The sequence below is a fragment of the Nocardioides cremeus genome (genome assembly GCF_030518195.1).
Lineage (GTDB): Bacteria > Actinomycetota > Actinomycetes > Propionibacteriales > Nocardioidaceae > Nocardioides > Nocardioides cremeus.
The window spans coordinates 100,258-125,549 of sequence record NZ_JAULSC010000001.1; the positions used below are offsets into that span (position 1 = coordinate 100,258).

Below are 25,292 nucleotides of genomic sequence, written 5' to 3' on the forward strand. Positions count from 1 at the left end.
TACCCGGTAGGCAAGTTCCCAGGACGCGGGTCCTCGACGGGTGGAGGCACGAGATGTCGGTCAAGCAGGCGCTGCTGGCGCTGCTGGAGCAGGAGCCGATGTACGGCTACCAGCTGCGCACGGAGTTCGAGGCCCGCACCGGGTCGGCGTGGCCGCTCAACGTCGGGCAGGTCTACACGACCCTGACCCGCCTCGAGCGCGACGGCCTCGTCGAGCCCGCGGGCGCCGACGACGAGGGCCACGAGATCTGGCGCCTGACCGCCGCCGGCCACGACGAGGTCGCGGCCTGGTTCACCACCCCGGTCGCGCGCACCCAGCCTCCGCGCGACGAGCTGGCGATCAAGCTGGCCCTGGCCGTCACCGTGCCCGGTGTCGACGTCGGCACCCTGATCCAGCGCCAGCGCAGCGCCACCATGGGTGCCCTCCAGGACTACACCCGCCTCAAGCGGCAGGCCGACGCGTCGACCGGTCGCACCGACCTGGCCTGGAGCCTGGTCCTCGACTCGTTGGTCTTCGCCGCCGAGGCCGAGATCCGCTGGCTCGACCACTGCGAGGCCCGCGTACGCCGCGTGGCCACCGAGTCCACGCCGCTGATCGCCCCCGCCCGCTTCGAGCGCGACGAGCAGGAGGCCGGACGATGAGCGGGGAGCTGCAGGTCGCCCAGGCGGCCCGGCTGCGCCGCGAGGAGCAGCGCTGGCTGGCCCAGTCGGCCGACCGGCTGCGCGAGGCGGTGGCGCGCTCGCGCGCCCGCCGCGAGACCTCGACGGAGGCGACCCGATGAGCCCCAGCAGTGTGGTGCTGCGCCTGCACGGCGTCACCCGGGTGCACGGCGAGGGCGCGACCCGCGTCGAGGCGCTGCGCGGCGTCTCCTTCGCCGCGCACGCCGGCGAGCTGGTCGCCGTGATGGGCCCCAGCGGCTCCGGCAAGTCGACCCTGCTGACCATCGCCGGCGGCCTCGACCAGCCCACCGAGGGCCGGGTCGAGGTGGAGGGCACCGACCTGGTCGCCCTGCCCCGGGCCGGGCGCTCGCGGCTGCGGCGGACGTCGATCGGCTACGTCTTCCAGGGCTTCAACCTGATCCCGGCGCTGAGCGCCGCCGAGAACGTCGCCCTGCCCCTCGAGCTCGACGGCACCCGCACCCGCGCGGCTCGGCAGGCCGCGCTGCGGGCGCTGGAGGAGGTCGGCATCGTCGAGCTGGCCGACCGCTTCCCCGACGACATGTCCGGCGGCCAGCAGCAGCGCGTCGCCATCGCCCGCGCCATCGTGGGCGAGCGCCGGCTGGTCCTGGCCGACGAGCCCACCGGTGCCCTCGACAGCGAGACCGGCGAGGAGGTGCTGCGGCTGCTGCGGGCGCGCTGCGACGCCGGGGCCGCCGGGGTGCTGGTGACCCACGAGTCGCGGCACGCCGCCTGGGCCGACCGCGTGGTCTTCCTGCGCGACGGCGTGGTCGTCGACGAGTCCGGCTGCGAGCCGGTCGAGTCGCTGCTCGAGACCAGCGACGCCCGGTGAGCCCGCTGGGCTGGCTGCGGGGGTGGCTGCGGGGGTGGCGGCTGCCGCTGCGGGTCGCGGCGCGCGATGCCCGGCGGGCGCGTGGTCGCAGCCTCCTGGTGCTGGTGATGATCGCGCTGCCGGTGGCGGCCGTGGCCATCGCCGACACCGTCTACAGCACCGCCGACGTCTCCGGCACCGAGGTGCTCGAGCGGCGCCTCGGTGGCGCCGAGGCGCTCGTGGAGGTGCAGGCCGGGGGCGGGCAGGCCTACCAGAAGCCCGACCCCGAGGACGGGTCGGCGTACGACGGCGAGGGCGACGCCCGGCCGCTGACGCTCCGGGCCGTGCAGCGGATCCTGGGCGGGGAGCGTCCCGGCGCGGTGCTCGCGCAGGGCTGGGTGCGCTTCGACACCGAGCTGGGCCTCGGGGAGGCCGACGTCGTCGAGACGGCGCTGGGCGACCCGCTCGCCGAGGGGCTGGTCGAGCTCCTCGACGGTCGCTGGCCCGACGACACCACCGAGGTGCTGGTCAGCCCCGAGCTGCTCGACCGCGGCCCCGGCGACGAGCTGGTCCTCGACGACGGGTCGCGGCTGAGCATCGTCGGCACGGCGCAACGCGCCCGCTACACCGGCCAGCCCCGGGCCTTCGGCCTGCCGGGCACCTTCGGGCTCGGGCGCGACGCGTCGCGCGAGTACCTCGTGGGTGGCGACCCCGTCACCTGGGACCAGGTGCTCGAGCTCAACGCCGCCGGCGCCACGGTGCTCTCCCGCGCGGTGCTGGCGGACCCGCCGGCCGACGACGAGCTGCCGATGGAGGTGCAGTGGGGCTCCCAGCTGCTCGAGGCGTCGGTGATCACCGTGCTGGTGCTGGTCGTGGTGATGGTGCTGCTCGAGGTCGTGCTGCTCGCCGGACCGGCGTTCGCCGTCGGTGCGCGCCGCCAGGCCCGCACCCTGGCACTGATGGCCGCCGCGGGCGGCACCCCGGCGCAGGCACGTCGGGTCGTGCTGGCCTCGGGGGTCGTGCTCGGCGCGGTGGCCGCCGTGCTCGGTGTGCTGCTCGGGCTGGTCGGCGCGCTGGCGCTGATGCCCCTGGTCCAGCGCTTCTCCAGCACCCGCTTCGGGCCCTTCGACGTCTCGTGGAGCCACCTGGTCGTCGTCGCCGGCTTCGGCCTGTTCAGCGCCCTGCTGGCCGCGATGGTGCCGGCGTGGCTGGCCTCGCGCCAGGACGTGGTCGCGGTGCTCAACGGGCGGCGCGGCGACGCGCGCGCCTCGCGCCGGTCCCCGCTGGTCGGCCTGGTGCTGCTGGGCGCCGGTGTCGCCGCGGCGGTGTGGGGTGCCCGGACGGGCACCGGCGACGGCGGCGAGGTGGCCATCGCCGCGTCGGCGCTGCTCAGCGTGCTGGGCATGGTGCTGCTGGTGCCCGTCGTGGTCGTCGTGGTGGCGCGGCTGGCCAGGGGGCTGCCGCTCCCGCTGCGCTTCGCGGCCCGCGACGCCGCCCGGCACCGCAGCCGCACGGTCCCGGCCGTGGCGGCGGTGGCGGCGACCGTGGCCGGCGTCGTCGCGCTGGGGATCGCGATCACCAGCGACGAGGCGCAGAACCGCGAGACCTACAGCGCAGCGCTGCCGATGGAGGCGATGAGCGTCGTCGACTACGAGCGCGGCGCCGACTACGGGTTGCACGAGTCGGCAGTGACCGCGGTCGCCGAGGGCCTCGAGGTCCAACGGCTCCGTGGGGTCGACTCCAGCGGCAGGCGCTCCACGAGCGTCACCTTCCGCACCGAGGAGGGCGCCGACGTGCTGAGCGGCTACGGCGGCTCGCTCGGCTCGGGCGTGCTGGTCGCCGACGAGGTTCCCGGCGCGATCCCGGGCCTGTCCGACGACGACCGGGCCGCTGCGCAGCAGGCGCTGGACGCCGGCGGGGTGATCGCCTTCACCGACGCGCCCCTCGCGGACGACCGGCTGCGGGTGGTGCTGCGGGTGCACGGCGAGGAGCGCCGTCGCAGCGCTGCGGTGCTGCCGGCGGCGACGACGACCGTCGAGCGCGGCTACGCGCCGGTGCAGGGCGTGCTGTCGACGGCGGCCGCGGCGCGGCTCGAGGCGCCGGTGCGCGACGTGGGGCTCTTCTTGCCCGGGCCGGTCAGCGCCGCCCAGGAGCGCGACGTCGCCGAGGTGGTGCGCGGCGCGAGCGCTGATGCCTACGCCTACGCCGAGCGCGGCTACCAGGCCGCTGACGAGACCGCCATCGTGCAGCTGGTCCTGGCCGGCCTCGGGGCCGTGCTGATGCTGGGCGGCACCCTGACCGCGACCTTCCTGGCGCTCTCCGACGCCCGGCCCGACCTGGCCACGCTCTCGGCGGTCGGGGCCGCGCCGCGGACCCGGCGCGGGGTGGCGGCGGCGTACGCGCTGGTGGTGGGGCTGGTCGGAGCGGTGCTGGGGGCGCTGGTGGGTGCCGTGCCGGGCGTGGCGATCACCTACCCGCTGACCGCGCCGTACGGGTTCGGCGACGGTGCGAACGCGCCCAGCCACTACCTCGACGTGCCGTGGCTGCTGGTGATCGGCGTGGTCGTCGGGCTGCCGGTGCTGACCTCGGCGCTGGTCGGGCTGACCGCCCGGTCGCGGCTGCTGCTGGTGGCCCGGCTCGATTAGCGGAGGCCCTTGACAACATACAACCGATTGGTTGTATGTTGTGTGCATGGACGGAGAGGACAGGGCGGATGCCTGGTTCCACGCGCTGTCCGACCGCACCCGGCGCGACATCCTGCGCCGGGTGCTGGCCGGGGAGCACTCCGTCTCGACGCTCGCGGCGTCGTACGACATGAGCTTCGCCGCGGTGCAGAAGCACGTGGCCGTGCTGGAGAGGGCGGGCCTGCTGACCAAGCGTCGGCAGGGACGCGAGGCCCTCGCCAGCGGCGACGTCGCAGCGGTGCGGTCGGTGGGCGCGATGCTCACCGAGCTGGAGTCCCTCTGGCGGGGCCGCATCTCCCGGATCGACGACCTGATCGCCGAGCCCGACCCCGGTGCCGAGCAGGCACCCCCACCACCCCCACCACCCACGCAGCCACCCACGCAGGAGGACTGAGCGCCATGCCCGTCACCGACGTCACCCACGACCTCGACGCCCGCACCCTGACCATCGTCGCCGACTTCGCGGCGCCGCCGAAGCGGATCTGGGAGGTGTACGCCGACCCCCGCCAGCTCGAGCGCGTCTGGGGCCCGCCCACCTACCCGGCCACGTTCGTCGACCACGACCTCGCCCCCGGCGGGCGGATGAACTACTACATGACCAGCCCCGAGGGGGAGCGCTACTACGGCTACTGGGAGGTCGGCAGCGTCGACGAGCCCTCCGGCTTCACCTTCGACGACGGGTTCGCGCTCGACGAGCAGTTCACCAAGAACACCGACCTGCCGGTCAGCACCAACGTCTTCACCTTCGTCGAGCACGACGGCGGGACCCGGGCGACGTACGTCGGCACCTACGCCTCCGCCGAGGCGCTGCAGGCCGTGCTCGACATGGGCGTCGTCGAGGGCTCGTCGGCGGCCATCAACCAGATCGACGACCTCGTCGCCGAGTGAGCCGGCACCGGGAGTGTGGAGCCCGGGATGAACCTGGTTCATCCGGGGCTCCACACTCTCCGCGTCGGCCTCGAAGGAAAAGTCAGGCTTGACTGTTTGTTGTTGGGCGGACAGGCTGTGGCGCGTGACCAGCGCCCCCGCCCGTGTGCCCCAAGGCGAGCGCACCCGGCTGATGCGGGCGCGGCTCCTCGACGCCACGGTCGAGCTGCTGGTCGAGCGCGGCTTCGCGGGCACCACGACCACGCTGGTCAGCGAGCGGGCCGGGGTGAGCCGCGGGGCCCAGCTGCACCACTTCCCGACCAAGAACGACCTGGTCGTGGCCGCCGTCGGGCACCTCACCGAGGTGCGCGGCGCCGAGCTGGCCGCGGCCGCGGCGGCCCTGCCGCCCGACGTGCCGCGCACCCGCGGGGTGCTGCAGGTGCTCGCCGACCACTTCACCTCACCTGTCTTCGTCGCCGCCCTCGAGCTGTGGGTGGCCGCCCGCACCGACCCGGGCCTGCACGACTCCGTCGGTCCGCTCGAGCAGCGGATCGGACGTGAGACCCACCGCCTGACCGTCGACCTGCTCGACGCCGACGAGTCCGTCGACGGGGTCCGCGAGCTGGTGCAGGCCACCCTCGACCTGGTCCGCGGCCTCGGCCTGGCCAACACCGTCACCGACGACGCCGCCCGCCGCGCCCGGATCCTGGACCGCTGGGCCGACACGCTCGACACCACCCTCACGAGGAGACAGCGATGAGTGACCTGCTCGAGGCCCTGCTGGGCGACCTGCGCGCGGAGGGCGACCAGCTCTGGTCGACCGTCGCCGGGCTCGACGCCGACGGCTGGGCCACGCCCACCCCGGCCCCCGGCTGGAGCGTGGCCACCCAGGTCGCCCACCTGGCCTGGACCGACGAGGTCGCCGCCCTCGCCGCCCGCAGCAGCACCCCCGAGGGCAAGGCCGCCTGGGACGAGGTCGTGCTGGCCGCGATGGCCGACCCCACCGGCTTCGTCGACACCGCCGCCGAGGAGGTCGCCCGGCTGGCCCCCGAGGCGCTGCTGGCCCGCTGGGGCAAGGCCCGCGACGAGCTGACGGTGGCGCTGCGCGAGGTGCCCACAGGCGAGAAGATGCCCTGGTTCGGCCCGCCGATGTCGCCGACCTCCATGGGCACCGCCCGCTTCATGGAGACCTGGGCGCACGCCCTCGACGTCTACGACGCCCTCGACCAGCAGGCCGAGCCGACCGATCGCATCCGCCACGTCGCCCACCTCGGCGTGCGCACCCGCGACTTCGCCTACTCCGTGCACGAGCAGCAGCCGCCGGCCGAGCAGTTCCGCGTGCAGCTCGTCTCTCCCTCGGGGGAGACCTGGGCCTGGGGGCCGGAGGAGGCGACCCAGACGGTGACCGGGTCGGCGTACGACTTCTGCCTGCTCGTCACCCAGCGCGTGCACCGCGACGACACCGACCTGGTCGCCACCGGCGCCGACGCCGAGCACTGGCTCACCATCGCCCAGGCCTTCGCCGGTCCCGCCGGCCCCGGGCGGGAGCAGCGATGACCGGCACCCTCCTGGTCGGCAACTGCTCCGGGTTCTACGGCGACCGGATCTCAGCGATGCGCGAGATGCTCGAGGGCAGCCTCGAGGACGGGCGCACCCTCGACGTCCTCACCGGCGACTACCTCGCCGAGCTGACGATGCTGATCCTCGGCAAGGACACGATGCGCGACGCCTCCCTCGGCTACGCGCGCACCCACCTGCGCCAGCTCGAGGACTGCCTGGGCCTCGCGCTCGAGCGCGGCACCCGCATCGTCTCCAACGCCGGCGGCCTCAACCCCGCCGGGCTGGCCGACAAGGTCCGCGAGGTCGCGCACGGCCTGGGCCTCGACGTCGCCGTCGCCCACGTCGAGGGCGACGACCTGCGCGTCCGCGCCGCCGAGCTCGGCCTCGACGGCGCCCTGACCGCCAACGCCTACCTCGGTGGCTTCGGCATCGCCCGGGCCCTCACCGCCGGCGCCGACGTCGTGGTCACCGGCCGCGTCACCGACGCCTCCCTGGTCGTCGGGCCCGCCGCCGCCCACTTCGGCTGGACCCCCGACCAGCACGACGAGCTCGCCGGCGCCGTGGTCGCCGGCCACGTGCTCGAGTGCGGCACTCAGGCCACCGGCGGCAACTTCAGCGGCTTCCGCTCGCTCGCCGCCGCCGGCGTCGACCTCTCGCAGCCGCTCGGGTTCCCGATCGCCGAGATCGAGCCCGACGGCTCCTCGACCATCACCAAGCACGCCGGCACCGGCGGCGCGGTCACCGTCGACACCGTCACCGCCCAGCTGGTCTACGAGATCCAGTCCACCCGCTACCTGGGCCCCGACGTCACCACCCACCTCGACTCGGTCCGCCTCGAGCAGGTCGGCCCCGACCGGGTGCGCGTCAGCGACGTCGTCGGCGAGGCACCGCCCGAGCAGCTCAAGGTCTGCGTCAACGAGCTCGGCGGCTGGCGCAACACCCTCGAGCTGGTCATCACCGGCCTCGACGTCGAGGCCAAGGCCGACTGGGTGCGCGAGCAGCTCTCGCCGCGGCTCACCGCCCAGGAGGTCACCTGGAGCCGGCCCACCGCACCCGCCGCCGACGCCGACACCGAGGAGGGCGCCTCGGTGCTGCTGCGCTGCACCGTCACCGACCCCGAGCAGGGCCCCGTCGCCAAGGCCTTCACCGGCCCCGCCGTCGAGCTCGCCCTCGGCTCCTACCCCGGCTTCACGATGACCGGCCCGCCCGCGGCCCCCACGCCGTACGGCGTCTACCGCGCGGCGTACGTCGACCGCTCGGTCGTCGAGCACGTCGTGGTGCTGCCCGACGGCACCCGCGAGACGGTGCCCGACCCGACGGCGTACGCCGAGGCCGACCACACGCTGGGCCTGCGCCCCTCGCCCTACCCCGCACCCGCCGACACCCTCAACCGCCGGCTGCCGCTGGGCACCTTCGTGCACGCCCGCTCCGGCGACAAGGGGGGCGACGCCAACCTGGGCCTGTGGGTCTCCCACGACGGCCCCGACGACAAGTACGCCGCCCGGGTGACCTGGCTGGCCAAGATCATCAGCCCGCGCAAGATCCGCGAGCTGCTGCCCGAGACCGCCGCGCTGCCCGACGAGGCCATCGAGGTGCACGTGCTGCCCAACCTCGGCGCGGTCAACGTCGTCATCAAGGGGCTGCTCGGGCGCGGAGTGGCCGCCTCGACCCGCTTCGACCCGCAGGCCAAGGGCCTCGGCGAGTGGGCCCGGGCCCGCTCGGTGCACATCCAGGAGGGGCTGCTGTGAGCGAGATCCACGAGCTCGGCGCCGAGTTCGCCCGCCGCGAGGTCGTCGACCACCTGCAGGAGTGGGAGGACGCCGGCACCATCCCGCGCGAGCTGCACGCCGCCGCCGCCAAGCAGGGACTGCTGGGCCTGGCCTTCCCCACCGAGGTGGGTGGTGAGGGCGGCTCGATGCTCGACTCCGTCGACCTGCAGGAGGGGATGCTCTCGGCCGGCGCCTCCAGCGGCCTGCTCGCCGGGCTGCTGACCTCCGGCATCGCGCTGCCCCACATGGTCGCCGCCGCCGGCCGCGGCGAGGCCGGCGCCGACGCGCTGGTCGACCGGTTCGTGCGCCCGACGCTGGCCGGCGAGCTGGTCGGCTCGCTGGCGATCACCGAGCCCGGCGGCGGCTCCGACGTCGCGGGACTGCGCACCACCGCCGTGCGAGACGGCGACCACTACGTCGTCAACGGCGCCAAGACCTTCATCACCTCGGGCGTGCGCGCCGACTTCGTGACCACCGCGGTGCGCACCGGCGAGCCCGGTCACGCCGGTGTCAGCCTGCTCGTCGTGGAGCGCGGCACGCCCGGCTTCACCGTCGACCGCTCGCTGCGCAAGATGGGCTGGCACTGCTCCGACACCGCCGAGCTGTCGTACGTCGACGTGCGGGTGCCGGTGGGCAACCTCGTGGGCGCCGAGGGCTCGGGCTTCTACCAGATCGCCGAGCAGTTCGTCTCCGAGCGGATCGCGCTGGCCGTGCACGCCTACGGCATCGCCGCGCGCAGCCTCGAGCTGACCGCTGCCTACTGCCACCAGCGCGACACCTTCGGCAAGCCGCTGGTGGCCAACCAGGTGGTGCGCCACAAGCTGGTCGAGATGCACCGCCAGGTCGAGGTGGCGCGCACCTACACCCGGTCCGTCGTCGAGCGCGGCGCCACCGTCGCCGAGGCCTGCCTGGCCAAGCAGACGGCCTGCGACGCGGCGACGTACGTCTGCGACCAGGCGGTGCAGCTGCACGGCGGCACCGGCTACATGCACGGCACCGAGGTCGAGCGGCACTACCGCGACGCCCGCATCCTGCCCATCGGCGGCGGCGCCACCGAGGTCCTCACCGACCTCGCGGCCAAGCTGCTGGGCTACGCACCGACGAGGAGCACCACCTGATGTCCCTGAACCGACTGGTCCCCCCGATGACCGGCGAGGTCACGATCGAGATGGCCGCCCCGCCCGAGGAGGTGTGGGCCCTGGTCAGCGACGTGACCCGGATCGGTGAGTTCTCTCCCGAGACCTTCGAGGCGCGCTGGACCCGCGGCTCCACCGGCCCCGAGGTCGGCGCCAGCTTCAAGGGCCACGTCAAGCGCAACGGCGTGGGGCCGACGTACTGGACGCCCTGCCAGGTCACGGCCTGTGAGGAGCCGCGGCTCTTCGAGTTCAGCGTCGGCACCGACGACGTGACGGTCAACAACTGGGGCTACCGCATCGAGCCCGACGGCGCGGGCGGCTCGCGGGTCACCGAGTACTTCCGGCTCTCGGCCGCGCTGCCGTTCCGGGTCTACTGGCTGCTGCTCGGGCGACTGCGCCGGCGCACCAACGAGAAGGGCATGCGCACGACGCTGGAGCGGATGAGGCAGGTGGTGGAGTCGTGAGCGGCAACCGCGAGGCGATGCTCGAGAAGCTGTCGTCGCTGGCCGAGGAGCAGGCCAAGGCCGTGGCCGGCGGCGGCGAGCGCTCGGTCGCGCGCCACCACACCCGCGGCAAGCTGCTGCCGCGCGAGCGCATCGAGCTGCTCGTCGACGAGGGCTCGGCCTTCCTCGAGCTCTCGCCGCTGGCCGGCTGGGGCTCCGACTTCACCGTCGGCGCCTCCGTGGTCACCGGCATCGGCGTCGTCGAGGGCGTCGAGTGCGTGGTCACCGCCAACGACCCCACCGTCAAGGGCGGCGCGAGCAACCCGTGGACGGTCAAGAAGATCTTCCGGGCCGCGCAGATCGCCGAGGAGAACGGGCTGCCGACGGTCTCCCTGGTCGAGTCGGGAGGTGCCGACCTGCCGACCCAGAAGGAGATCTTCATCCCCGGCGGCAAGCTCTTCCGCGACCTGACCCGCGCCAGCGCCCGCAAGCAGCCCACCGTCGCGCTGGTCTTCGGCAACTCCACCGCCGGCGGCGCCTACGTGCCCGGCATGAGCGACTACACCGTGATGGTCAAGGAGCAGGCCAAGGTCTTCCTCGGCGGCCCGCCGCTGGTCAAGATGGCCACCGGCGAGGAGTCCGACGACGAGTCGCTGGGTGGCGCCGAGATGCACGCGCGCACCTCCGGGCTGGCCGACTACCTCGCCGAGGACGAGCGCGACGCCATCCGGATCGGGCGGCGGATCGTGGCCCGGCTGGGGCGCCGGCCGCGCCCCGCGCCGGCGGCGTACGCCGAGCCGGACGCCGACCCCGAGGAGCTGCTCGACCTCGTCCCGGCCGACCTCAAGGAGCCGTTCGACCCCCGCGACGTCATCGCGCGGATCTGCGACGGCGCCGGGCCGGGCAACGCGGTGGCCTTCGACGAGTTTAAGCCGCTCTACGGCACCTCGCTGGTGACCGGGTGGGCGCGGCTGCACGGGCGCCCGATCGGCATCCTGGCCAACGCCCAGGGCGTCCTGTTCAGCCAGGAGGCCCAGAAGGCCGCCCAGTTCGTGCAGCTGGCCAACCAGTCCGACACGCCGCTGCTCTTCCTGCACAACACCACCGGCTACATGGTCGGCAAGGAGTACGAGCAGGGCGGCATCATCAAGCACGGCTCGATGATGATCAACGCGATCAGCAACTCCTCGGTGCCGCACCTGACCGTCGTGCTCGGCGCCTCCTACGGCGCCGGCAACTACGGGATGAACGGTCGCGCCTACGACCCGCGCTTCCTCTTCACCTGGCCCTCGGCGAAGTCGGCGGTGATGGGCCCCGCCCAGCTCGCCGGCGTGCTGGAGATCGTGGCCCAGCAGTCCGCGGAGTCCAAGGGCGAGGTCTTCGACGCCGAGGGCTTCGGCGCCATCAAGGAGATGGTGCAGGCGCAGGTCGAGGAGCAGTCGCTGCCGCACTTCCTGTCCGGGATGCTCTACGACGACGGGGTCATCGACCCCCGCGACACCCGCACCGTCCTGGGCATCTGCCTGTCCGTCATCGAGAACCAGCCCTGGACCGGCGCCGCCGGCTACGGCGTCTTCAGGATGTGAAAACACCCCATGACGTTCTCCGCTCCTCCGCTTCGCTCCTCCGCGAACAACGCCACGGGGACCCCGAGGCCCCAGACAGAGGTGTACTCATGATCCATCGACTGCTGGTGGCCAACCGGGCCGAGATCGCCTCGCGGGTCTTCCGGACCTGCCGGGCGCTGGGCATCGAGACCGTCGCCGTGCACTCCGACGCCGACGCCGCCCTTCCCTACGTCGCCGAGGCCGACGCCGCCGTGCGCCTGCCCGGCAACGCGCCGGGCGAGACCTACCTGCGCGCCGACCTGGTGCTCGAGGCGGCCCGCGCCGCGGGCGCCGACGCGATCCACCCCGGCTACGGCTTCCTCTCCGAGAACGCCGACTTCGCCCGCGCCGTCGAGGCGGCCGGACTGACCTGGGTGGGCCCGGCTCCCGCCTCGATCGAGCAGATGGGCTCGAAGATCGAGTCCAAGAAGCTGATGGAGGCGGCCGGGGTCCCGGTGCTGACCGACCACACGGTCGAGACCGCCACCGAGGCCGACCTGCCGCTCATCGTCAAGGCCTCGGCCGGCGGCGGCGGGCGCGGCATGCGCATCGTCCGGTCGCTGGCCGACCTGCCCGGCGAGGTCGCGAAGGCCACCGCCGAGGCCGAGTCGGCCTTCGGCGACGGCACCGTCTTCGTGGAGACCTACGTCGAGCGCGGCCGCCACGTCGAGGTGCAGGTGCTCGGCGACGGCCGCGGCGCTGCGGTCGCCGTCGGCGAGCGCGACTGCTCACTGCAGCGCCGCCACCAGAAGGTCGTCGAGGAGTCGCCGGCCCCCGGCCTGCGACCCGAGGTCGCCGCCGCCATGCACGAGGCCGCGGTGGCCGCCGCGACCGCGATCGACTACCGGGGCGCGGGCACCGTGGAGTTCCTCTACGACCCGGCCACCGAGCGGTTCTTCTTCCTCGAGATGAACACCCGGCTGCAGGTCGAGCACCCCGTCACCGAGCTGGTGCACGGGCTCGACCTCGTCGAGCAGCAGCTGGCGATCGCCGAGGGCCACGACCTGCCCGCGGTGCCCGCCGCGCAGGGACACGCGATCGAGGTGCGGCTCTACGCCGAGGACCCCGCGGCCGACTACCAGCCGCAGAGCGGCCCGCTGACCCGCTTCGAGGTCCCCGGAGCGCTGGGCGAGGAGCCGGGGGTGCGCGTCGACGCGGGCTTCGCCAGCGGTTCGGTCGTCTCCACGCACTACGACGCCATGCTGGCCAAGGTGGTCGTGCACGCCGCCACCCGTGAGGCCGCCGCCCGGCGGCTGGCCGGCGTGCTCTCGCGGGCCAGGATCCACGGTCTGGTCACCAACCGCGACCTGCTCGTCGCCGCGCTGCGCGACCCCGACTTCGTCGCGGGCCGGGTCAGCACCGGCTTCCTCGCCGAGCACCCCGACCTGTCCGCCGGGGCCCAGGTCGACCCGGGCGCGCCGGTCGCCGCCGCGCTGGCCCTGGCCGAGCGCACCCGCGCCGAGCGCACCGTCCAGCACGGCGCCCCGGTCGCGTGGCGCAACGTGGTCTCCGCCCCGCAGCGCACCGAGCTCGTGGCGCCCGGCGCCGACGAGCCGGTGGTGGTGCAGTGGTGGGGCGGTCGCGACGGCTGCTCGGTCGAGGGCTGCAGCGTGCTCTCGGCGAGCGCCACCTCCGTGACCCTCGAGCGCGACGGCGTGCGCACGACGTACGACGTCGCGGTGAGCGGTCCGACCCACCGCGCGGTCGTCGACGTCGACTCCCCGCGCGGACACCTGCGCCTGGTGCGGGTGCCGCGCTTCACCGACCCCGCCGACGCCGTGGCCAGCGGCAGCCTGCTCGCGCCGATGCCGGGCAGCGTCGTGAAGGTCCTGGTCGCCCAGGGCGACGAGGTCGGCGCCGGTGACCCGGTGCTGGTGCTCGAGGCGATGAAGATGCAGCACACGGTCAGCGCCCCCACCGACGGTGTGGTGGTCACGCTCGACGTACGACCCGGCTCGCAGGTCGCGGCCGGAGAGGTCCTGGCAGTAGTGGAGGAGAAGCAATGAGCACGCACGCGTTCACCGAGTCCGAGGAGCGCCAGGAGCTGCGCAAGCAGGTCGCCAAGCTGGCCGCGACCTACGGACGCGACTACTTCGTCGAGAAGGCCCGCTCCGGCGGCAAGACCACCGACCTGTGGATGGCGATCGCCAAGAACGGCTACCTGGGCATCAACATCCCCGAGGAGTACGGCGGCGGGGGCGGCGGCATCGGCGACATCGCCGCGGTCTGCGAGGAGCTCTCGGCGCAGGGCTGCCCGCTGCTGCTGATGGTGGTCAGCCCGGCGATCTGCGGCACCATCATCGCCCGCTACGGCACCGAGGAGCAGAAGCAGAAGTGGCTGCCCGGGCTGTGCGACGGCACCGGCACGATGGCCTTCGCCATCACCGAGCCCGACGCCGGCACCAACACCCACAACATCACCACCACCGCGCGTCGCGACGGCGACGGCTGGGTGCTCAACGGCCGCAAGATCTGGATCTCCGGCATCGACGAGGCCGACAACGTGCTGGTCGTGGCCCGCACCGAGGACGCCCGCACCGGCAAGCTCAAGCCGTGCCTCTTCGTGGTGCCCACCGACGCCCAGGGCTTCGAGGCCAACGCGATCCCGATGGAGATCGTCAGCCCCGAGAACCAGTTCCAGGTGTTCATGGACGACGTGCGGCTGCCTGCCGACGCGCTCGTGGGCGATGAGGACGGGGGACTGGTGCAGCTCTTCGCCGGGCTCAACCCCGAGCGGATCATGGCGGCGGCCTTCTCGCTGGGCCTGGCCCGCTACGCGCTGCGCCAGGCGACGGCGTACGCGAAGGAGCGCGAGGTCTTCGGCCAGCCGATCGGTGCGCACCAGGCGATCGCGCACCCGCTGGCGCAGAGCCACATCGAGATCGAGATGGCGCGGCTGATGAACCAGAAGGCCGCCGCGCTGCTCGACGCCGGCGAGGAGATGGCCGCGGGCGAGGCCGCCAACATGGCCAAGTACGCCGCCGCCGAGGCCGCCTGCGACGTCGTGGACCGCGCCGTGCAGACCCATGGCGGCAACGGCGCCAGCCAGGAGTACGGCATGGCGGGGCTGCTGGTGGCCACCCGCGTGGGCCGGATCGCGCCGGTCAGCCGCGAGATGATCCTCAACTTCGTGTCGATGCACTCGCTGGGGCTGCCCAAGTCCTACTAGCCGTTCCACTAGCGTGGGGCGGGTGGGAAGAGTCCTGGACCGTGCCGACCGGTTCCAACGTCGCTACCCACCCGTCTCCGTGCCGATCGCGGTCTTCTACAAGTACGTCGACGACCAGGGCCCCTACCTGGCCGCGATCATCACCTACTACGGGTTCATCGCGATCTTCCCGCTGCTGCTGCTGGCCACCTCGATCCTCGGCTTCCTGCTGCAGGGCAACCCGGGCCTGCAGGAGGCGGTGCTGAGCTCGGCGCTGCGCCAGTTCCCGATCATCGGCGAGGAGCTGGGCCGCCCCGAGGGGATGACCGGCTCGACCACCGCGGTGGTCGTGGGGTCGCTCACCGCCCTCTACGGTGCGCTGGGCCTGGGCCAGGCCCTGCAGAACGCGCAGAACATCGCCTGGTCGGTGCCGCGGCACAACCGGCCCAACCCGGTGGTGCTGCGCTTCAAGAGCCTGGTGCTGCTGGTGACCTCCGGCGTGGCGGTCCTGGGCGTCTCGATCATCTCGGCGCTCGGCTCGGAGACCGACATGTTCGGGCCCACCGCCGACGGCTCGTGGCGCTGGCTGATCCGCCTGGTGACGGTGCTGCTGGTGGGGGCGGTCCTCACGGGGCTGTTCCGCTTCGCTGCTGCGCGGCGGCTGCGCTGGTCGCAGGCCGCCCCGGGCGCCTTCGTGGTGGCGGCGCTGTGGCAGCTCCTGCAGTGGCTCGGCACGCTCTACGTCACTGCGGTGATCAACGAGACCGACGGGATGAACGGCACGTTCGCCCTGGTCCTCGGCCTGATCGGCGTCATCTACATCGCTGCGGTGATGGGGGTGATCGGGATGGAGGTCAACGTGGTGATGGCCCGCCACCTCTACCCGCGCGCGCTGCTCACGCTGTTCATCGACAAGGTCGACCTGACCCCGGCCGACAAGCGGGCCTACTCGTACTACGTGCGCGCGCAGCGCCACAAGGTCAACGAGGTCATCGACGTGCAGTTCAGCGAGGACGAGCCGGAGCCCCCCGCCCTCGACGAGCTGCGCCAGCAACCACCGACGACCGTGCTCGACCTGCCGGGGCCCAGCGCGGGGTCCGGGTCAGGATCGAGCGCAGGGTCCAGCACAGGGTCCAGCACAGGGGCTAGCGCAGACGCGCCACCAGCGCCGCCACCGTCTCGCGACTGAGGCCCAGCCCCTCGACGGCGTACGTCGCGTGGTCGCCGTGCTCGGCGCGCACGCGCTCGTCGGCGGCAGCGAGGTAGTCGGCCTCGGCGACCATGATGCTCTCGTAGACCGGGACCTTCTCGGGGCCGAGGTGCTCGGCGACCATCGCGAGGTACTTCTCGCGGGTGCCGTTGACCTCGTTGGTGCGCAGGTAGTCGGCCAGCACCGTCTCCTCGGGCACCCCGGCCAGGCGCAGCAGCAGCGCGGAGGCCCAGCCGGTGCGGTCCTTGCCGGCGGTGCAGTGGAAGACCTGGGGTGCCGCGCCCGCCGCCAGCCGGGTCAGCAGCTCGGCGAAGCTGACCCGGGCCATCTCGTCGTCGACGAAACCGCGGTAGACCGCGCGTATCGCCTCGTCGGCCTCCTCGCGGCTCGACAGCGCCACCACCTGGTCCATCGGGATGCCCGGCACCGGCAGGTGGTGCCAGCTCGCGCCGGCCACCTCGATGTCGGGGTGGGCGTCGACCTCGTGCTGCTCGCGCAGGTCGAAGATCTCCCCGAGCCCCAGCCCGGCCAGCCGGTGCACGTCGGCGTCGCTGAGCTGCAGCTCGTTGGAGCGGTAGAGCACCCCGGGACGCAGCGGCGTGCCGTCCGCCGTGCGGTGGCCGGGCCCGGCCAGGTCGCGGAAGTTGTCGGCGGAGGCCAGCCGCACCAGCTCGTGGCCCAGGTCTCCGGTCTCGCCGGGGGACATCTCGCTCACGACCCGAATCCTGCCAGGTGCGTGTCCAGCCGCGGGTGGGTGTCGCAGGATGGGGGGATGGCCGCCGGCAGCAGGAGCACGCCCACGTGGACCGGCTACCGGCAGTCGATCGGGGACCGCTCGAGCCTCTTCGCGTCGTTGGCGGGGGAGGGGGGCTGCGCCCGCGCGCTCTACCCCGGCTCCTACCTCGACCTGTCGCCGTCGACGGCGATCGCGTCGGTCACCTACGTCGACACCGACCGCCGGGCGGCTCGCTTCTTCGCCGACGAGGCACTGGTCGCCACCGAGCTCGAGGGTCGGGCGGCGCCCGGGGCGGGTGCGGAGGTGCGGTTCGTCCAGGCCGACTACACCGAGCCGCTCCCGCTGCCCGACGTCGGCTTCGACCTGCTCGTCTCGCTGTACGCCGGGCCGGTGTGGGACCACTGCTCGCGCTACCTGGCCCCGGGCGGCGTGCTGCTGGCCAACACCAGCCACGGCGACGCCAGCATCGCCGCCCTCGACCCCGCGCTGGAACTCGTGGCCGTGGTGCAGCACCGCGGTGACGCCTACCGTCTCGACAGCCGTGACCTCGACACGCACCTGGTCCCGAAGGAGCCGGCCGCGGCCGATCCCGACCTGATCAAGCGCAGCGGGCGAGGCATCGCCTACACCCGCCCCGCCTTCGCCTACCTGTTCCGGAAGTGTGGAGGCCTGGCTGAACCAGGTTGATCCAGGACTCCACACTTCCCGGCCGAGGCCGGGCCAGGTCGCGCCGCCGTTGGTTGAGGAAGGCGCGCAGCGCCTGTCTCGAAACCGGGTGAGTCCATGGCGTACGGCGAGTGGTTGCGGTGGGCGCGGTGCTTGCGGGGTCTCGGCGTCGGTCGTCGCTGGCGCTCCTCCCTGCTCGACCAACGGTGACGTCGCTCGGTTCACTAGGCTCGAGCCATGACTGAGCAGACGATGGCGGGCCGCACGGTCCTGGTGACCGGCGCGAGCGACGGGATCGGGGCGGAGGCGGCGCGGGTGCTGGCCGCCCAGGGGGCGACGGTGCACGTGACCGGGCGCAGCGCCGACAAGCTGCGGCCGGTGGCCGAGGCCGTCGGCACCGAGCCGCTGGTCGCCGACTTCTCCCGCCTCGACGACGTGCGCCACCTCGCCAAGCTGGTCGCCGAGCGGGTCGGCAGCCTCGACCTGCTGCTCAACAACGCCGGTGGCACCTTCTCGCCCGCGCAGCGCACCCACGACGGCCACGAGCCCAACCTCCAGGTCAACCACCTGGCGCCCTTCCTGCTCACCCACCTGCTGCGGCCCAGCCTCGCCGCGGCCGGCGGCTCCCTGGTCGTCAACACCTCGAGCATCGCCAACCTGCTGGGCCGCGTCGTCCTCGACGACCTCGACTACGAGCGGCGCCGCGCGATCGAGTTCCCGGCGTACGGCACCGGCAAGCTGATGAACATCCTCTTCACCCGCGGCATCACCCAGCGCTGGGCCGACGACGCGATCCGCTCCGTGGCTGTGCACCCGGGGCCGGTCGGCAGCTCGTTCGGCCGCGACTCGTGGCTGGTCGGGCTGCTCTACCGCTCGCCGCTCAAGCGGTTCGCGACCATCACCGTCGCCGACGGCGCCGCACCGCTGGTCGCGCTGGCCCACCGGGGCCCCGACCCCGAGATCGACGGGCGCTACTTCAGCCGCTTCAAGATCGACGGGCGCGAGAACCGGCAGGCTCACGACCAGGACCTGATCGACGGGCTGTGGGAGCGTTCCGAGGCACTCGTCGGCCTACCCTGACGCCATGATCGACGAGCTGGACAGCCAGCGAGCCCTCCTCGGCGCGGCCGTCCTGGGCCTGACCCTGATGCTGGCCGTGGTCGTGCGGCGGGTGACGATCACCGTCCTGGACCGCGGCGACTCCGACCGGCACACCGGTCGGGTGGTCGGGCGCCTGGCCTCGGTGGTCGTGGTGGTGGCCGGCACCGTCTACGCACTCGAGCTGGCCGGGCTCCAGGTCGGGCCGATGCTCGGCGCCCTGGGGATCGGCGGCATCGCCCTGGCCTTCGCGGCCCAGGACATCCTGTCCAACTTCGTCGCCGGCATCCTGCTGCAGGTCAGGCGCCCCTTCCGGGTCGGCGACGAGATCGCCAGCGGCGACTTCGAGGGCCGGGTGGAGGACGTCAACCTGCGTTCGGTCCGGCTGCGCACCTACGACGGCGTGACCGTCTACCTGCCCAACGCCGAGGTGTTGCAGTCGGCGATCTCCAACTACACCAAGACCCCGCTCAACCGCACCGCGATCGCGGTCGGGGTGGCCTACGACAGCGACCTCGAGCGGGTCCGGTCGATCATCCTGTCGGCCTGCGACGACGTGTCCGAGGTGGTCGCGGACCCGCCGCCCGAGGCGTGGGTCGAGAGCTTCGGCGACTCCTCGATCAACATCGAGGTGCGCTACTGGCACGCCGCCGACATCGCCTCGCGCTGGCGAGCGCGCAACGACGTGGCGCTCGCGGTCAAGCGCGCCTTCGACGAGGCCGGGGTCACCATCCCCTTCCCGCAGCGCACGCTGTGGTTCGGCCCCGGCTCCACCACCCTGCGGGTCGAGGACGGGCAGCAGGAGGGCTGAGGCCCTACCTCAGCGGCACGAACCGGTAGCGGCCGTGCCGGGTGAGGTGGTCGCGGCCGTCGCGACGCTCGACCAGCACCATCTCGCCCGCCACCGGCACCACCATCCGGCCCGGGTCGGCGAGCTGGTCGAGCAGCGGCTGCGGCAGCTCACTGGCCTCGGCCGAGACCAGGATCGCGTCGTACGGCGCCTCCGCGGGCCGGCCGAGCCGGTTGGGGTCGGCCTGCTCGACCCGCACCCGCGGCACCTGCTGCGCCACGAGGTTGTCCCGGGCCATCTTGACCAGGGCGGGCTCGAGCTCGACGCCCAGCACCGTCCCCGAGGGGCCCACCAGCCACGACAACAGCGCCGTGGTCCAGCCCGAGCCGCAGCCCACGTCGAGCACCCGGTCGCCCGGGCGTGGCTCCAGCAGGCGCAGCATGTCGGCGACCGTGCGGGGCTGGCTGTTGGTCTGGCCGTGACCGATCTGCACCGGGGCGTCGTCCCCGGCGCGGTCGCGCTGTCCCGGCGGCAGGTAGTCGCCGCGGGCCACGACCCGCATCGCCTCTGCCACCTGGTCGGACGTCGACGGCATGCTCCCATTGTCCCCAGGGGCGCAAGTCCGGGCCTGCTCGGGGCGAAGTCCGGGCCGGGTCAGCGCGAGATTCGGGCCGGGTCAGCGCGGGGGGCGGGGGAAGAACATCGGCACGCGGGCGGCGTACTCGTCCCAGCCCTCGCGCTGGCTCATCTTCTTCTCCAGCAGCTTGGCGCCGGTGACGTTGCGCAGGAAGAGCGTCATCGCGACCGGGCACAGCACGGTGGCCAGGGCGGCGACCCAGCCGGTCGAGGCGGCCGCGGCGAGCCACAGGCCCCACCACACGCAGGCGTCGCCGAAGTAGTTGGGGTGGCGGGTCCAGCCCCACAGCCCCTGGTCCATGACGGGCGGGCGCTCGTCGCGCGGGCGCGACATGTAGTCGTTCAGCTGGCGGTCACCGACGGCCTCGAAGACCAGGCCGACCGCCCAGACCACGACGCCGAGCACCAGCACCCACGCGTGCTCGAGCGCCAGCACGGCGCCGACGGCGACCGGCACCGAGACGAACCACTGGGCCACACCCTGCACCAGGAAGACCCGGCGCACCGCGGTGCCGATCCCGACCTCCTGCAGGGAGCCGCCGAGCATGTCCTTGTAGCGCGGGTCCTCCTCGCCGGCGTGCGCGCCGAGCGCGCGGCTGCGCACGTGCCAGGCCAGCCGGCCGCCCCACGCCGCGACCATCGCCAGCACCAGCCAGCGGTGCCAGTCGGCGTCGTCGGCGCCCAGGGCGACCAGCGCGGTGACCAGGGCGACCACGACGAAGCCGAGCCCCCACGCGACGTCGACGACCGCGACCACGCCGAGCTGGCGGGCGCGCAGCGCCGTCGCGGTCATCACGACCACGACGCAGGCCAGCCCTGCCAGCAGCGAGACGGTCAGGGCTGTCGCGGTGTCCATGTCACCAGTCTCGTACAGCCGGCAGGGTGTGGGAGCCGTTCGGCCGGATCATCAGGACCTGGTCGACGCCCATCCGGCCGTCGCGGAAGGCCATCGCGCCGCCGACGAGGTAGAGCCGCCACACGCGCACGACCTCCTCGCCGACGAGCTTGGTGAGCACCTCGACGTTGGACTCGAAGCGCTCGAGCCACCCGGCCACGGTGAGCACGTAGTGCTCGCGCAGCGCGTGCACGTCGCGCACCTCGAGGCCACCGGCCTCGAGGAGGGCGACGGTCTCGCCGACGGGGCGCATGTGCATGTCGGGGGCGATGAAGCTCTCGATGAACGGCCCGCCGCCCGGCCACTTGCCCGCGCGCGACATCTGCTGCACCAGCACCCGCCCACCGGGGCGGACCGCGTCGTGCAGCACCTTCGCGTACGTCGGGTAGTTGCCCTGGCCGACGTGCTCGCCCATCTCCAGGGAGCCGACCGCGTCGTACTCCTGGCCCGGGGCCGGCACCGCGTCGCGGTAGTCCTGCAGCCGGATCTCGACCCGGTCGCGCAGGCCGCGCTCGGCGATGCGGGCGTCGATGAACTTCTTCTGCTCCGCAGCGATCGTCACGCCGGTCACCTGCGCGCCGAAGTGCTCCGCCGCGTGCAGCGACAGTGAGCCCCACCCGCAGCCGACGTCGAGCATCCGCATGCCGGGCTCCAGGCCGAGCTTGGTGCAGACCAGGTCGAGCTTGGCGCGCTGGGCGTCCTCGAGGGACTGCTCCGGGGAGGAGTGGTAGCCGCACGAGTAGGCCATCTGCGGCTCGAGGATCAACGAGTAGAACTCGTTGGACAGGTCGTAGTGGAACGAGATCGCCGAGCGGTCGCGCACCTTGGAGTGCAGCCGGCCGCGGACCCGTGCCTGCGAGGCGGGGTTGGCGGGCGGGCGGCCCAGGACGCCGAGGCCGGCGGCGGTGCGCACCGCCTCGACGAGCGCGCGCGGGGAGGGGCGCACGCCGCTCAGGCCGCGCTCACGGGCCACGGCGAAGGCGTGGGTCAGGGCCTTGTCGAGGTCCCAGCCGTCGACCTCGGGCACGTCGAGCTCACCGGTGACGTAGGCCTGCGCGGCCCCGAGCTCGCCCGGGTGCCAGAGCAGGCGGCGTACGGCGTCGGGGCTGCGCAGCTCGACCGTCGGCACCGAACCGTCGGCCGGTCCGGTCGCGGAGCCGTCCCACGCCACCAGGCGCACCGGGATCGGGCCGCGCAGGAAGGGCTCGAGCGCCAGGGCCAGCCGCTGCGCGACCCCGTTCACGAGTCCTCCGGACGCGCCAGCACCAGCTGGTTGACGTCGATGTAGCCCGACGCGAAGCCGGCGCGGGAGTACTCGAGGTAGAAGTGCCACATCCGCACGAACGTCTCGTCGAAGCCGAGGGCGGCGACCTCGTCGGGCGAACCGAGGAAGGCGTCGTCCCACAGGCGCAGCGTGGCGGCGTAGTGCTGGCCGAAGGCCTGGCGCTCGACCAGGCGCAGCGAGGTCTGCTCGTGGGTGATCTGCTCGATCACCGACACCGAGGGCAGCAGCCCGCCGGGGAAGATGTACTTGTGGATCCAGGTGTAGGTGTTGCGGGTGGCCAGCATCCGGTCGTGCGGCATCGTGATCGCCTGGATGGCCACGAGGCCGCCGGGGGCCAGCACCTTGTCGATGGTGCGGAAGTACTCGCCCCAGTAGTCGTGGCCCACCGCCTCGATCATCTCCACCGACACCACGGCGTCGTACTCGCCGGTGACGTCGCGGTAGTCGCAGATCTCCACGTCGACCAGGTGGCTCAGCCCCGCGGCCTCGACCCGGGCCTGCGCGAGGTGCTGCTGCTCGACCGAGAGCGTGATGGTGCGCACCGAGGCGCCGCGGCGCGCTGCGCGGATCGCGAGCTCGCCCCAGCCGGAGCCGATCTCGAGCACCCGTGAGCCGGCGCCGACCTTGGCGCGGTCGAGCAGCCGCTCGATCTTGTTGGCCTGCCCGGCCTCGAGGTCGGCGGCGGTGGCGCGCGACGGCGAGGTCTCGAACAGCGCCGAGGAGTAGCTCATCGTCGGGTCGAGGAACAGCTCGAACAGGTCGTTGGACAGGTCGTAGTGGTGCGCGATGTTGGCCTGGCTGTTCAACTTGTTCGAGTGCATCCAGGTCGGGGGCCGCTTGACGACCAGGGCGCGGGCCTTCTGCAGGTTCTGCGGCACCAGGTGCTGGATCTCGGCGGCCAGCACCGTCAGGAAGCCACCCAGGTCGGGGGCGTCCCAGGCGCCGGTCAGGTAGGCCTCGCCGAAGCCGATCAGCTGGTGCCGGCCCACGCGGGCCCACAGCTCGTCGGGGCGGTGCACGGTCATCTCGGGACCGCCGCGACCGATCGTGCGCCGGCCCTCGGGCAGGTCGAGGTGCACGGTCACGTCGAGGCGGCTCACCGCGGCGACGAAGAGCCGCTGGGCGATGGCCGCGGAGACGCGGGCGCGGGGTCCGGAGGGGACGACGTCGAGCCCTGGCCAGCGCTCCGCCTGCGGCGGGCTGGTGGGTCGGGACGGGGTCATGGTCATCGCGAGACGCCTTCCTGGTGGTGCGCGGGTCGCTGTCGGATCGGGAGTCGGCGCAGCCACAGCCACACCCCGTGCAGGCGGATCAGCACGGATCCGCGCAGCGCGGCGGGTGCGGCGCGCAGGGCGCTGGTGCTGCTCCTCTTCCCCGTCAGCGACGCACTGAACCGTGCGTCGCCGTCGGAGTGGAGGGTCACGGCGATGTCGAGGCTCTCGCCGGGCACCGGCACCACCAGCTCGTAGTGGCCGTCGGTGCCGTGGAACGGCGAGACGTACATGGCCTTGCCGGTGCGGGCCCGGCCCTGCTCGTCGGGGTGGACGAGGTAGGCGTGCCGGTCGCCGTAGGTGTTGTGCACCTCGACCACGCAGGCCTCGACGTCGCCGTCGGGCGCGAGCGCCCAGAAGACGGTGATCGGGTTGAAGCAGTAGCCGAACGCCCGCGGCTGCGCGGCCATCAGCACCCGGGCGTCGCGGCGCAGCGTGACGCCCTCGAGGTCGAGGAGGTGCTCGACGTTCTCGCGGATGGTGCGGTCGGGGGAGCCCAGGTGGTCGCGGGCCTCGAAGGAGCCGCGCAGCCACGAGGTGGACTTGTGGTCGGGCAGGTCGTCGAGGTCGACGAGCCAAGTGTGCGAGTGGTGGGTGAACGCGCGCTTGAACGGCGTACGACGCTGGTGGCGGATCGTGGTGTCGTAGACGACGCCGGCCTCGACGTCGGCCGCGGTCGGTCGCTCCGGCCAGGCCAGGCCCAGCCGCTCGACGGCGTGCAGGCCCGATCGGGCGCCGTCCTCGTGGAAGCCCCAGCCGTGGTAGGCGCCGGCCAGCGCGACCCGGTCGGTGTCGAGCTCGCGGAGGCGGGCCTGGGCGGCGACCGACTCGGGGGTGTAGAGCGGGTGCTCGTACTCCATCCGGTCGATCACGGTGGCCGGGTCGACGAGGTGCTCGCCGCCGAGGGTGACCAGGTAGTGGGTGTCGGTGTCGAGGCGCTGCAGGCGGGTCAGGTCGTAGGTGACCACGACGCCCTCGACCCCGTCGGGGCGCTCCTGGGCCTCGGAGGGGCGCAGGAAGTTCCACGACGCCCAGGTGTTGCGCAGGCGCGGCAGCACCGAGGTGTCGGTGTGCAGCAGCGCGGTGTTGGGCGAGTAGGGCATCGCGCCGAGCAGCTCGCGGTGCAGCGGCGTCGGGTCGGCCAGCATCGCCAGGGTCTGCGAGGGGTGCGTGGCCAGCACCACGGCGTCGTACGACGCGGTGTCGCCGTTGCCGTCGGTGACCTCGACGCCACCGGGCGTCTCGAGGACCGAGGTGACCTTGGTGCCGAGCCGCACGTCCTGCAGCGCCGCCCCGACCCGCTGCACGTAGGTGTGCGAGCCACCGGTGACGGTGCGCCAGGTCGGCGAGCCGAAGATGCTGAGCATGCCGTGGTGCTGCAGGAAGCTGAAGAGGTAGCGAGCCGGGTACTGCAGCGAGACCTCCGGGTCGCACGACCAGACCGCGGCGACCATCGGCTCCATGAAGTGGCGCACGAAGAAGTCGCTGAAGCCGCCGTCGGCCAGGAACTCGCGCAGCGTCCGCTCGTCGCTGCCGCCCGTCGCCTCGGTGGCGGCGAGCAGGGCGCGGGCCTGGCGGTGGAAGCGGGGGATCTCGGCGAGCATCCGCAGGTACGCCGGGCGCGTGAGGTGGCCCCGCGAGGGGATCACCCCGCGGCGACCGAGCGCGCCGGCCCACTCGAGGTCGGAGTCGTCGTCGCGGATCGACATCGACATCTCGGACTGCTGGGTGGGCACGCCGAGCTCGGCGAAGAGACGCAGCAGGGTCGGGTAGGTGCGGCGGTTGTGCACGATGAAGCCGGTGTCGATGCCCAGCTCGTGCTGGCTGCCGTCGGCCCGGGTCTCGGGCACCCGATGGGTGTCGGCGTGCCCGCCGAGGCGGTCGTCGGCCTCGTAGAGCGTGACGTGCGCGGTGCGCGAGGCGACGTACGCCGCGGTCAGTCCGGCGACGCCGGAGCCGACCACCGCGACCCGTCGGGGCGCAGCCGGGGTGGGACCGGCCAC

General features: G+C 73.3%; 24 protein-coding genes. 18 read left to right on the forward strand and 6 right to left on the reverse strand.

All coding sequences use genetic code 11. From position 1 onward, the window contains the following. Positions 1-53 precede the first annotated feature (53 nt). From QWJ41_RS00455 to QWJ41_RS00525, 15 genes are all read left to right on the forward strand, one after another. The gene (locus QWJ41_RS00455) at positions 54-641 is read left to right on the forward strand and encodes a PadR family transcriptional regulator (RefSeq protein ID WP_302705144.1); all 588 of its coding nucleotides are present in this window, start codon (positions 54-56) and stop codon (positions 639-641) included. Then, on the forward strand, positions 638-781 hold the full coding sequence (locus QWJ41_RS00460) for a hypothetical protein (RefSeq protein ID WP_302705145.1): 144 nt from the start codon (positions 638-640) through the stop codon (positions 779-781). Before QWJ41_RS00455 ends, QWJ41_RS00460 begins: the two co-directional genes overlap by 4 nt. Next, on the forward strand, positions 778-1,509 hold the full coding sequence (locus QWJ41_RS00465; protein ID WP_302705146.1) for an ABC transporter ATP-binding protein: 732 nt from the start codon (positions 778-780) through the stop codon (positions 1,507-1,509). Before QWJ41_RS00460 ends, QWJ41_RS00465 begins: the two co-directional genes overlap by 4 nt. Then, complete coding sequence (locus tag QWJ41_RS00470) at positions 1,506-4,133, forward strand: ABC transporter permease (RefSeq protein ID WP_302705147.1); 2,628 nt, start codon at positions 1,506-1,508, stop codon at positions 4,131-4,133. The genes QWJ41_RS00465 and QWJ41_RS00470 overlap by 4 nt, the downstream gene beginning before the upstream one ends. 46 nt (positions 4,134-4,179) lie before the next feature. Beyond that, positions 4,180-4,566: an ArsR/SmtB family transcription factor gene (locus QWJ41_RS00475; RefSeq protein WP_302705148.1), complete on the forward strand. Its 387-nt coding sequence runs from the start codon at positions 4,180-4,182 to the stop codon at positions 4,564-4,566. 5 nt (positions 4,567-4,571) lie between these two features. Next, the gene (locus QWJ41_RS00480) at positions 4,572-5,060 is read left to right on the forward strand and encodes an SRPBCC family protein (RefSeq protein ID WP_302705149.1); all 489 of its coding nucleotides are present in this window, start codon (positions 4,572-4,574) and stop codon (positions 5,058-5,060) included. A 124-nt stretch (positions 5,061-5,184) separates the two neighbouring features. Continuing rightward, positions 5,185-5,799 carry a TetR/AcrR family transcriptional regulator gene (locus tag QWJ41_RS00485; protein ID WP_302705150.1) on the forward strand — a complete coding sequence of 205 codons (615 nt, stop codon included), beginning with the start codon at positions 5,185-5,187 and terminating at the stop codon, positions 5,797-5,799. Further along, the gene (locus QWJ41_RS00490; protein WP_302705151.1) at positions 5,796-6,596 is read left to right on the forward strand and encodes a TIGR03084 family metal-binding protein; all 801 of its coding nucleotides are present in this window, start codon (positions 5,796-5,798) and stop codon (positions 6,594-6,596) included. The genes QWJ41_RS00485 and QWJ41_RS00490 overlap by 4 nt, the downstream gene beginning before the upstream one ends. Next, positions 6,593-8,347, forward strand: coding sequence for an acyclic terpene utilization AtuA family protein (locus QWJ41_RS00495; protein ID WP_302705152.1), 1,755 nt, complete (start codon positions 6,593-6,595; stop codon positions 8,345-8,347). The genes QWJ41_RS00490 and QWJ41_RS00495 overlap by 4 nt, the downstream gene beginning before the upstream one ends. Continuing rightward, on the forward strand, positions 8,344-9,486 hold the full coding sequence (locus QWJ41_RS00500) for an acyl-CoA dehydrogenase family protein (protein ID WP_336623268.1): 1,143 nt from the start codon (positions 8,344-8,346) through the stop codon (positions 9,484-9,486). Before QWJ41_RS00495 ends, QWJ41_RS00500 begins: the two co-directional genes overlap by 4 nt. Next, a complete protein-coding gene (locus QWJ41_RS00505) occupies positions 9,486-9,968 on the forward strand; it encodes an SRPBCC family protein (protein WP_302705153.1) in 483 nt (160 codons plus the stop codon). Before QWJ41_RS00500 ends, QWJ41_RS00505 begins: the two co-directional genes overlap by 1 nt. A gap of 17 nt (positions 9,969-9,985) precedes the next feature. Next, positions 9,986-11,533, forward strand: a complete 1,548-nt coding sequence (locus tag QWJ41_RS00510) for an acyl-CoA carboxylase subunit beta (RefSeq protein WP_302705662.1) — start codon at positions 9,986-9,988, stop codon at positions 11,531-11,533. An 89-nt stretch (positions 11,534-11,622) separates the two neighbouring features. Next, positions 11,623-13,560, forward strand: coding sequence for an acetyl/propionyl/methylcrotonyl-CoA carboxylase subunit alpha (locus QWJ41_RS00515; protein ID WP_302705154.1), 1,938 nt, complete (start codon positions 11,623-11,625; stop codon positions 13,558-13,560). Next, on the forward strand, positions 13,557-14,723 hold the full coding sequence (locus QWJ41_RS00520) for an acyl-CoA dehydrogenase family protein (RefSeq protein WP_302705156.1): 1,167 nt from the start codon (positions 13,557-13,559) through the stop codon (positions 14,721-14,723). The genes QWJ41_RS00515 and QWJ41_RS00520 overlap by 4 nt, the downstream gene beginning before the upstream one ends. Positions 14,724-14,745: 22 nt before the next feature. Continuing rightward, a complete protein-coding gene (locus tag QWJ41_RS00525; RefSeq protein WP_302705157.1) occupies positions 14,746-15,891 on the forward strand; it encodes a YihY/virulence factor BrkB family protein in 1,146 nt (381 codons plus the stop codon). Here QWJ41_RS00525 and QWJ41_RS00530 read toward each other — a convergent pair. Beyond that, a complete protein-coding gene (locus QWJ41_RS00530) occupies positions 15,848-16,618 on the reverse strand; it encodes a tyrosine-protein phosphatase (protein ID WP_302705663.1) in 771 nt (256 codons plus the stop codon). The two genes, QWJ41_RS00525 and QWJ41_RS00530, sit on opposite strands and share 44 nt — an antisense overlap. A 66-nt stretch (positions 16,619-16,684) precedes the next feature. On the opposite strand from QWJ41_RS00530, the gene QWJ41_RS00535 reads away from it, so the two are divergent. The 3 genes from QWJ41_RS00535 (at position 16,685) to QWJ41_RS00545 (ending at position 19,223) form a co-directional block, all read left to right on the forward strand. Next, on the forward strand, positions 16,685-17,335 hold the full coding sequence (locus QWJ41_RS00535; RefSeq protein WP_302705158.1) for a class I SAM-dependent methyltransferase: 651 nt from the start codon (positions 16,685-16,687) through the stop codon (positions 17,333-17,335). Between the two features lie 216 nt (positions 17,336-17,551). Next, positions 17,552-18,394 (forward strand): SDR family NAD(P)-dependent oxidoreductase, encoded by an 843-nt coding sequence (locus QWJ41_RS00540; RefSeq protein WP_302705159.1) that lies wholly within the window; start codon positions 17,552-17,554, stop codon positions 18,392-18,394. 4 nt (positions 18,395-18,398) lie between these two features. Then, positions 18,399-19,223: a mechanosensitive ion channel family protein gene (locus tag QWJ41_RS00545; protein WP_302705161.1), complete on the forward strand. Its 825-nt coding sequence runs from the start codon at positions 18,399-18,401 to the stop codon at positions 19,221-19,223. 4 nt (positions 19,224-19,227) lie between these two features. Here the strand turns inward: QWJ41_RS00545 and QWJ41_RS00550 are convergent, their stop codons facing one another. The 5 genes from QWJ41_RS00550 to QWJ41_RS00570 all read right to left on the reverse strand — a co-directional run bounded on the left by QWJ41_RS00550 (position 19,228) and on the right by QWJ41_RS00570 (position 25,292). Next, positions 19,228-19,797 carry a protein-L-isoaspartate O-methyltransferase family protein gene (locus QWJ41_RS00550; protein WP_302705163.1) on the reverse strand — a complete coding sequence of 190 codons (570 nt, stop codon included), beginning with the start codon at positions 19,795-19,797 and terminating at the stop codon, positions 19,228-19,230. 81 nt (positions 19,798-19,878) lie between these two features. Continuing rightward, positions 19,879-20,694 (reverse strand): DUF1295 domain-containing protein, encoded by an 816-nt coding sequence (locus QWJ41_RS00555; RefSeq protein ID WP_302705164.1) that lies wholly within the window; start codon positions 20,692-20,694, stop codon positions 19,879-19,881. Between the two features lies 1 nt (position 20,695). Further along, positions 20,696-21,976 (reverse strand): class I SAM-dependent methyltransferase, encoded by a 1,281-nt coding sequence (locus QWJ41_RS00560; protein ID WP_302705165.1) that lies wholly within the window; start codon positions 21,974-21,976, stop codon positions 20,696-20,698. Beyond that, positions 21,973-23,247: a class I SAM-dependent methyltransferase gene (locus QWJ41_RS00565; RefSeq protein WP_302705166.1), complete on the reverse strand. Its 1,275-nt coding sequence runs from the start codon at positions 23,245-23,247 to the stop codon at positions 21,973-21,975. Before QWJ41_RS00565 ends, QWJ41_RS00560 begins: the two co-directional genes overlap by 4 nt. Continuing rightward, complete coding sequence (locus tag QWJ41_RS00570) at positions 23,244-25,292, reverse strand: FAD-dependent oxidoreductase (protein ID WP_302705167.1); 2,049 nt, start codon at positions 25,290-25,292, stop codon at positions 23,244-23,246. The genes QWJ41_RS00565 and QWJ41_RS00570 overlap by 4 nt, the downstream gene beginning before the upstream one ends.

Bases quoted from the DNA above. Each gene is read 5' to 3' on its own strand.
- QWJ41_RS00455 (WP_302705144.1), top strand. From the start codon at position 54: ATGTCGGTCAAGCAGGCGCTGCTGGCGCTGCTGGAGCAGGAGCCGATG.
- QWJ41_RS00460 (WP_302705145.1), top strand. From the start codon at position 638: ATGAGCGGGGAGCTGCAGGTCGCCCAGGCGGCCCGGCTGCGCCGCGAG.
- QWJ41_RS00465 (WP_302705146.1), top strand. From the start codon at position 778: ATGAGCCCCAGCAGTGTGGTGCTGCGCCTGCACGGCGTCACCCGGGTG.
- QWJ41_RS00475 (WP_302705148.1), top strand. From the start codon at position 4,180: ATGGACGGAGAGGACAGGGCGGATGCCTGGTTCCACGCGCTGTCCGAC.
- QWJ41_RS00480 (WP_302705149.1), top strand. From the start codon at position 4,572: ATGCCCGTCACCGACGTCACCCACGACCTCGACGCCCGCACCCTGACC.
- QWJ41_RS00490 (WP_302705151.1), top strand. From the start codon at position 5,796: ATGAGTGACCTGCTCGAGGCCCTGCTGGGCGACCTGCGCGCGGAGGGC.
- QWJ41_RS00495 (WP_302705152.1), top strand. From the start codon at position 6,593: ATGACCGGCACCCTCCTGGTCGGCAACTGCTCCGGGTTCTACGGCGAC.
- QWJ41_RS00505 (WP_302705153.1), top strand. From the start codon at position 9,486: ATGTCCCTGAACCGACTGGTCCCCCCGATGACCGGCGAGGTCACGATC.
- QWJ41_RS00510 (WP_302705662.1), top strand. From the start codon at position 9,986: ATGCTCGAGAAGCTGTCGTCGCTGGCCGAGGAGCAGGCCAAGGCCGTG.
- QWJ41_RS00515 (WP_302705154.1), top strand. From the start codon at position 11,623: ATGATCCATCGACTGCTGGTGGCCAACCGGGCCGAGATCGCCTCGCGG.
- QWJ41_RS00520 (WP_302705156.1), top strand. From the start codon at position 13,557: ATGAGCACGCACGCGTTCACCGAGTCCGAGGAGCGCCAGGAGCTGCGC.
- QWJ41_RS00530 (WP_302705663.1), bottom strand. From the start codon at position 16,618: ATGTCCCCCGGCGAGACCGGAGACCTGGGCCACGAGCTGGTGCGGCTG.
- QWJ41_RS00535 (WP_302705158.1), top strand. From the start codon at position 16,685: ATGGCCGCCGGCAGCAGGAGCACGCCCACGTGGACCGGCTACCGGCAG.
- QWJ41_RS00540 (WP_302705159.1), top strand. From the start codon at position 17,552: ATGACTGAGCAGACGATGGCGGGCCGCACGGTCCTGGTGACCGGCGCG.
- QWJ41_RS00545 (WP_302705161.1), top strand. From the start codon at position 18,399: ATGATCGACGAGCTGGACAGCCAGCGAGCCCTCCTCGGCGCGGCCGTC.
- QWJ41_RS00550 (WP_302705163.1), bottom strand. From the start codon at position 19,797: ATGCCGTCGACGTCCGACCAGGTGGCAGAGGCGATGCGGGTCGTGGCC.
- QWJ41_RS00555 (WP_302705164.1), bottom strand. From the start codon at position 20,694: ATGGACACCGCGACAGCCCTGACCGTCTCGCTGCTGGCAGGGCTGGCC.
- QWJ41_RS00565 (WP_302705166.1), bottom strand. From the start codon at position 23,247: ATGACCATGACCCCGTCCCGACCCACCAGCCCGCCGCAGGCGGAGCGC.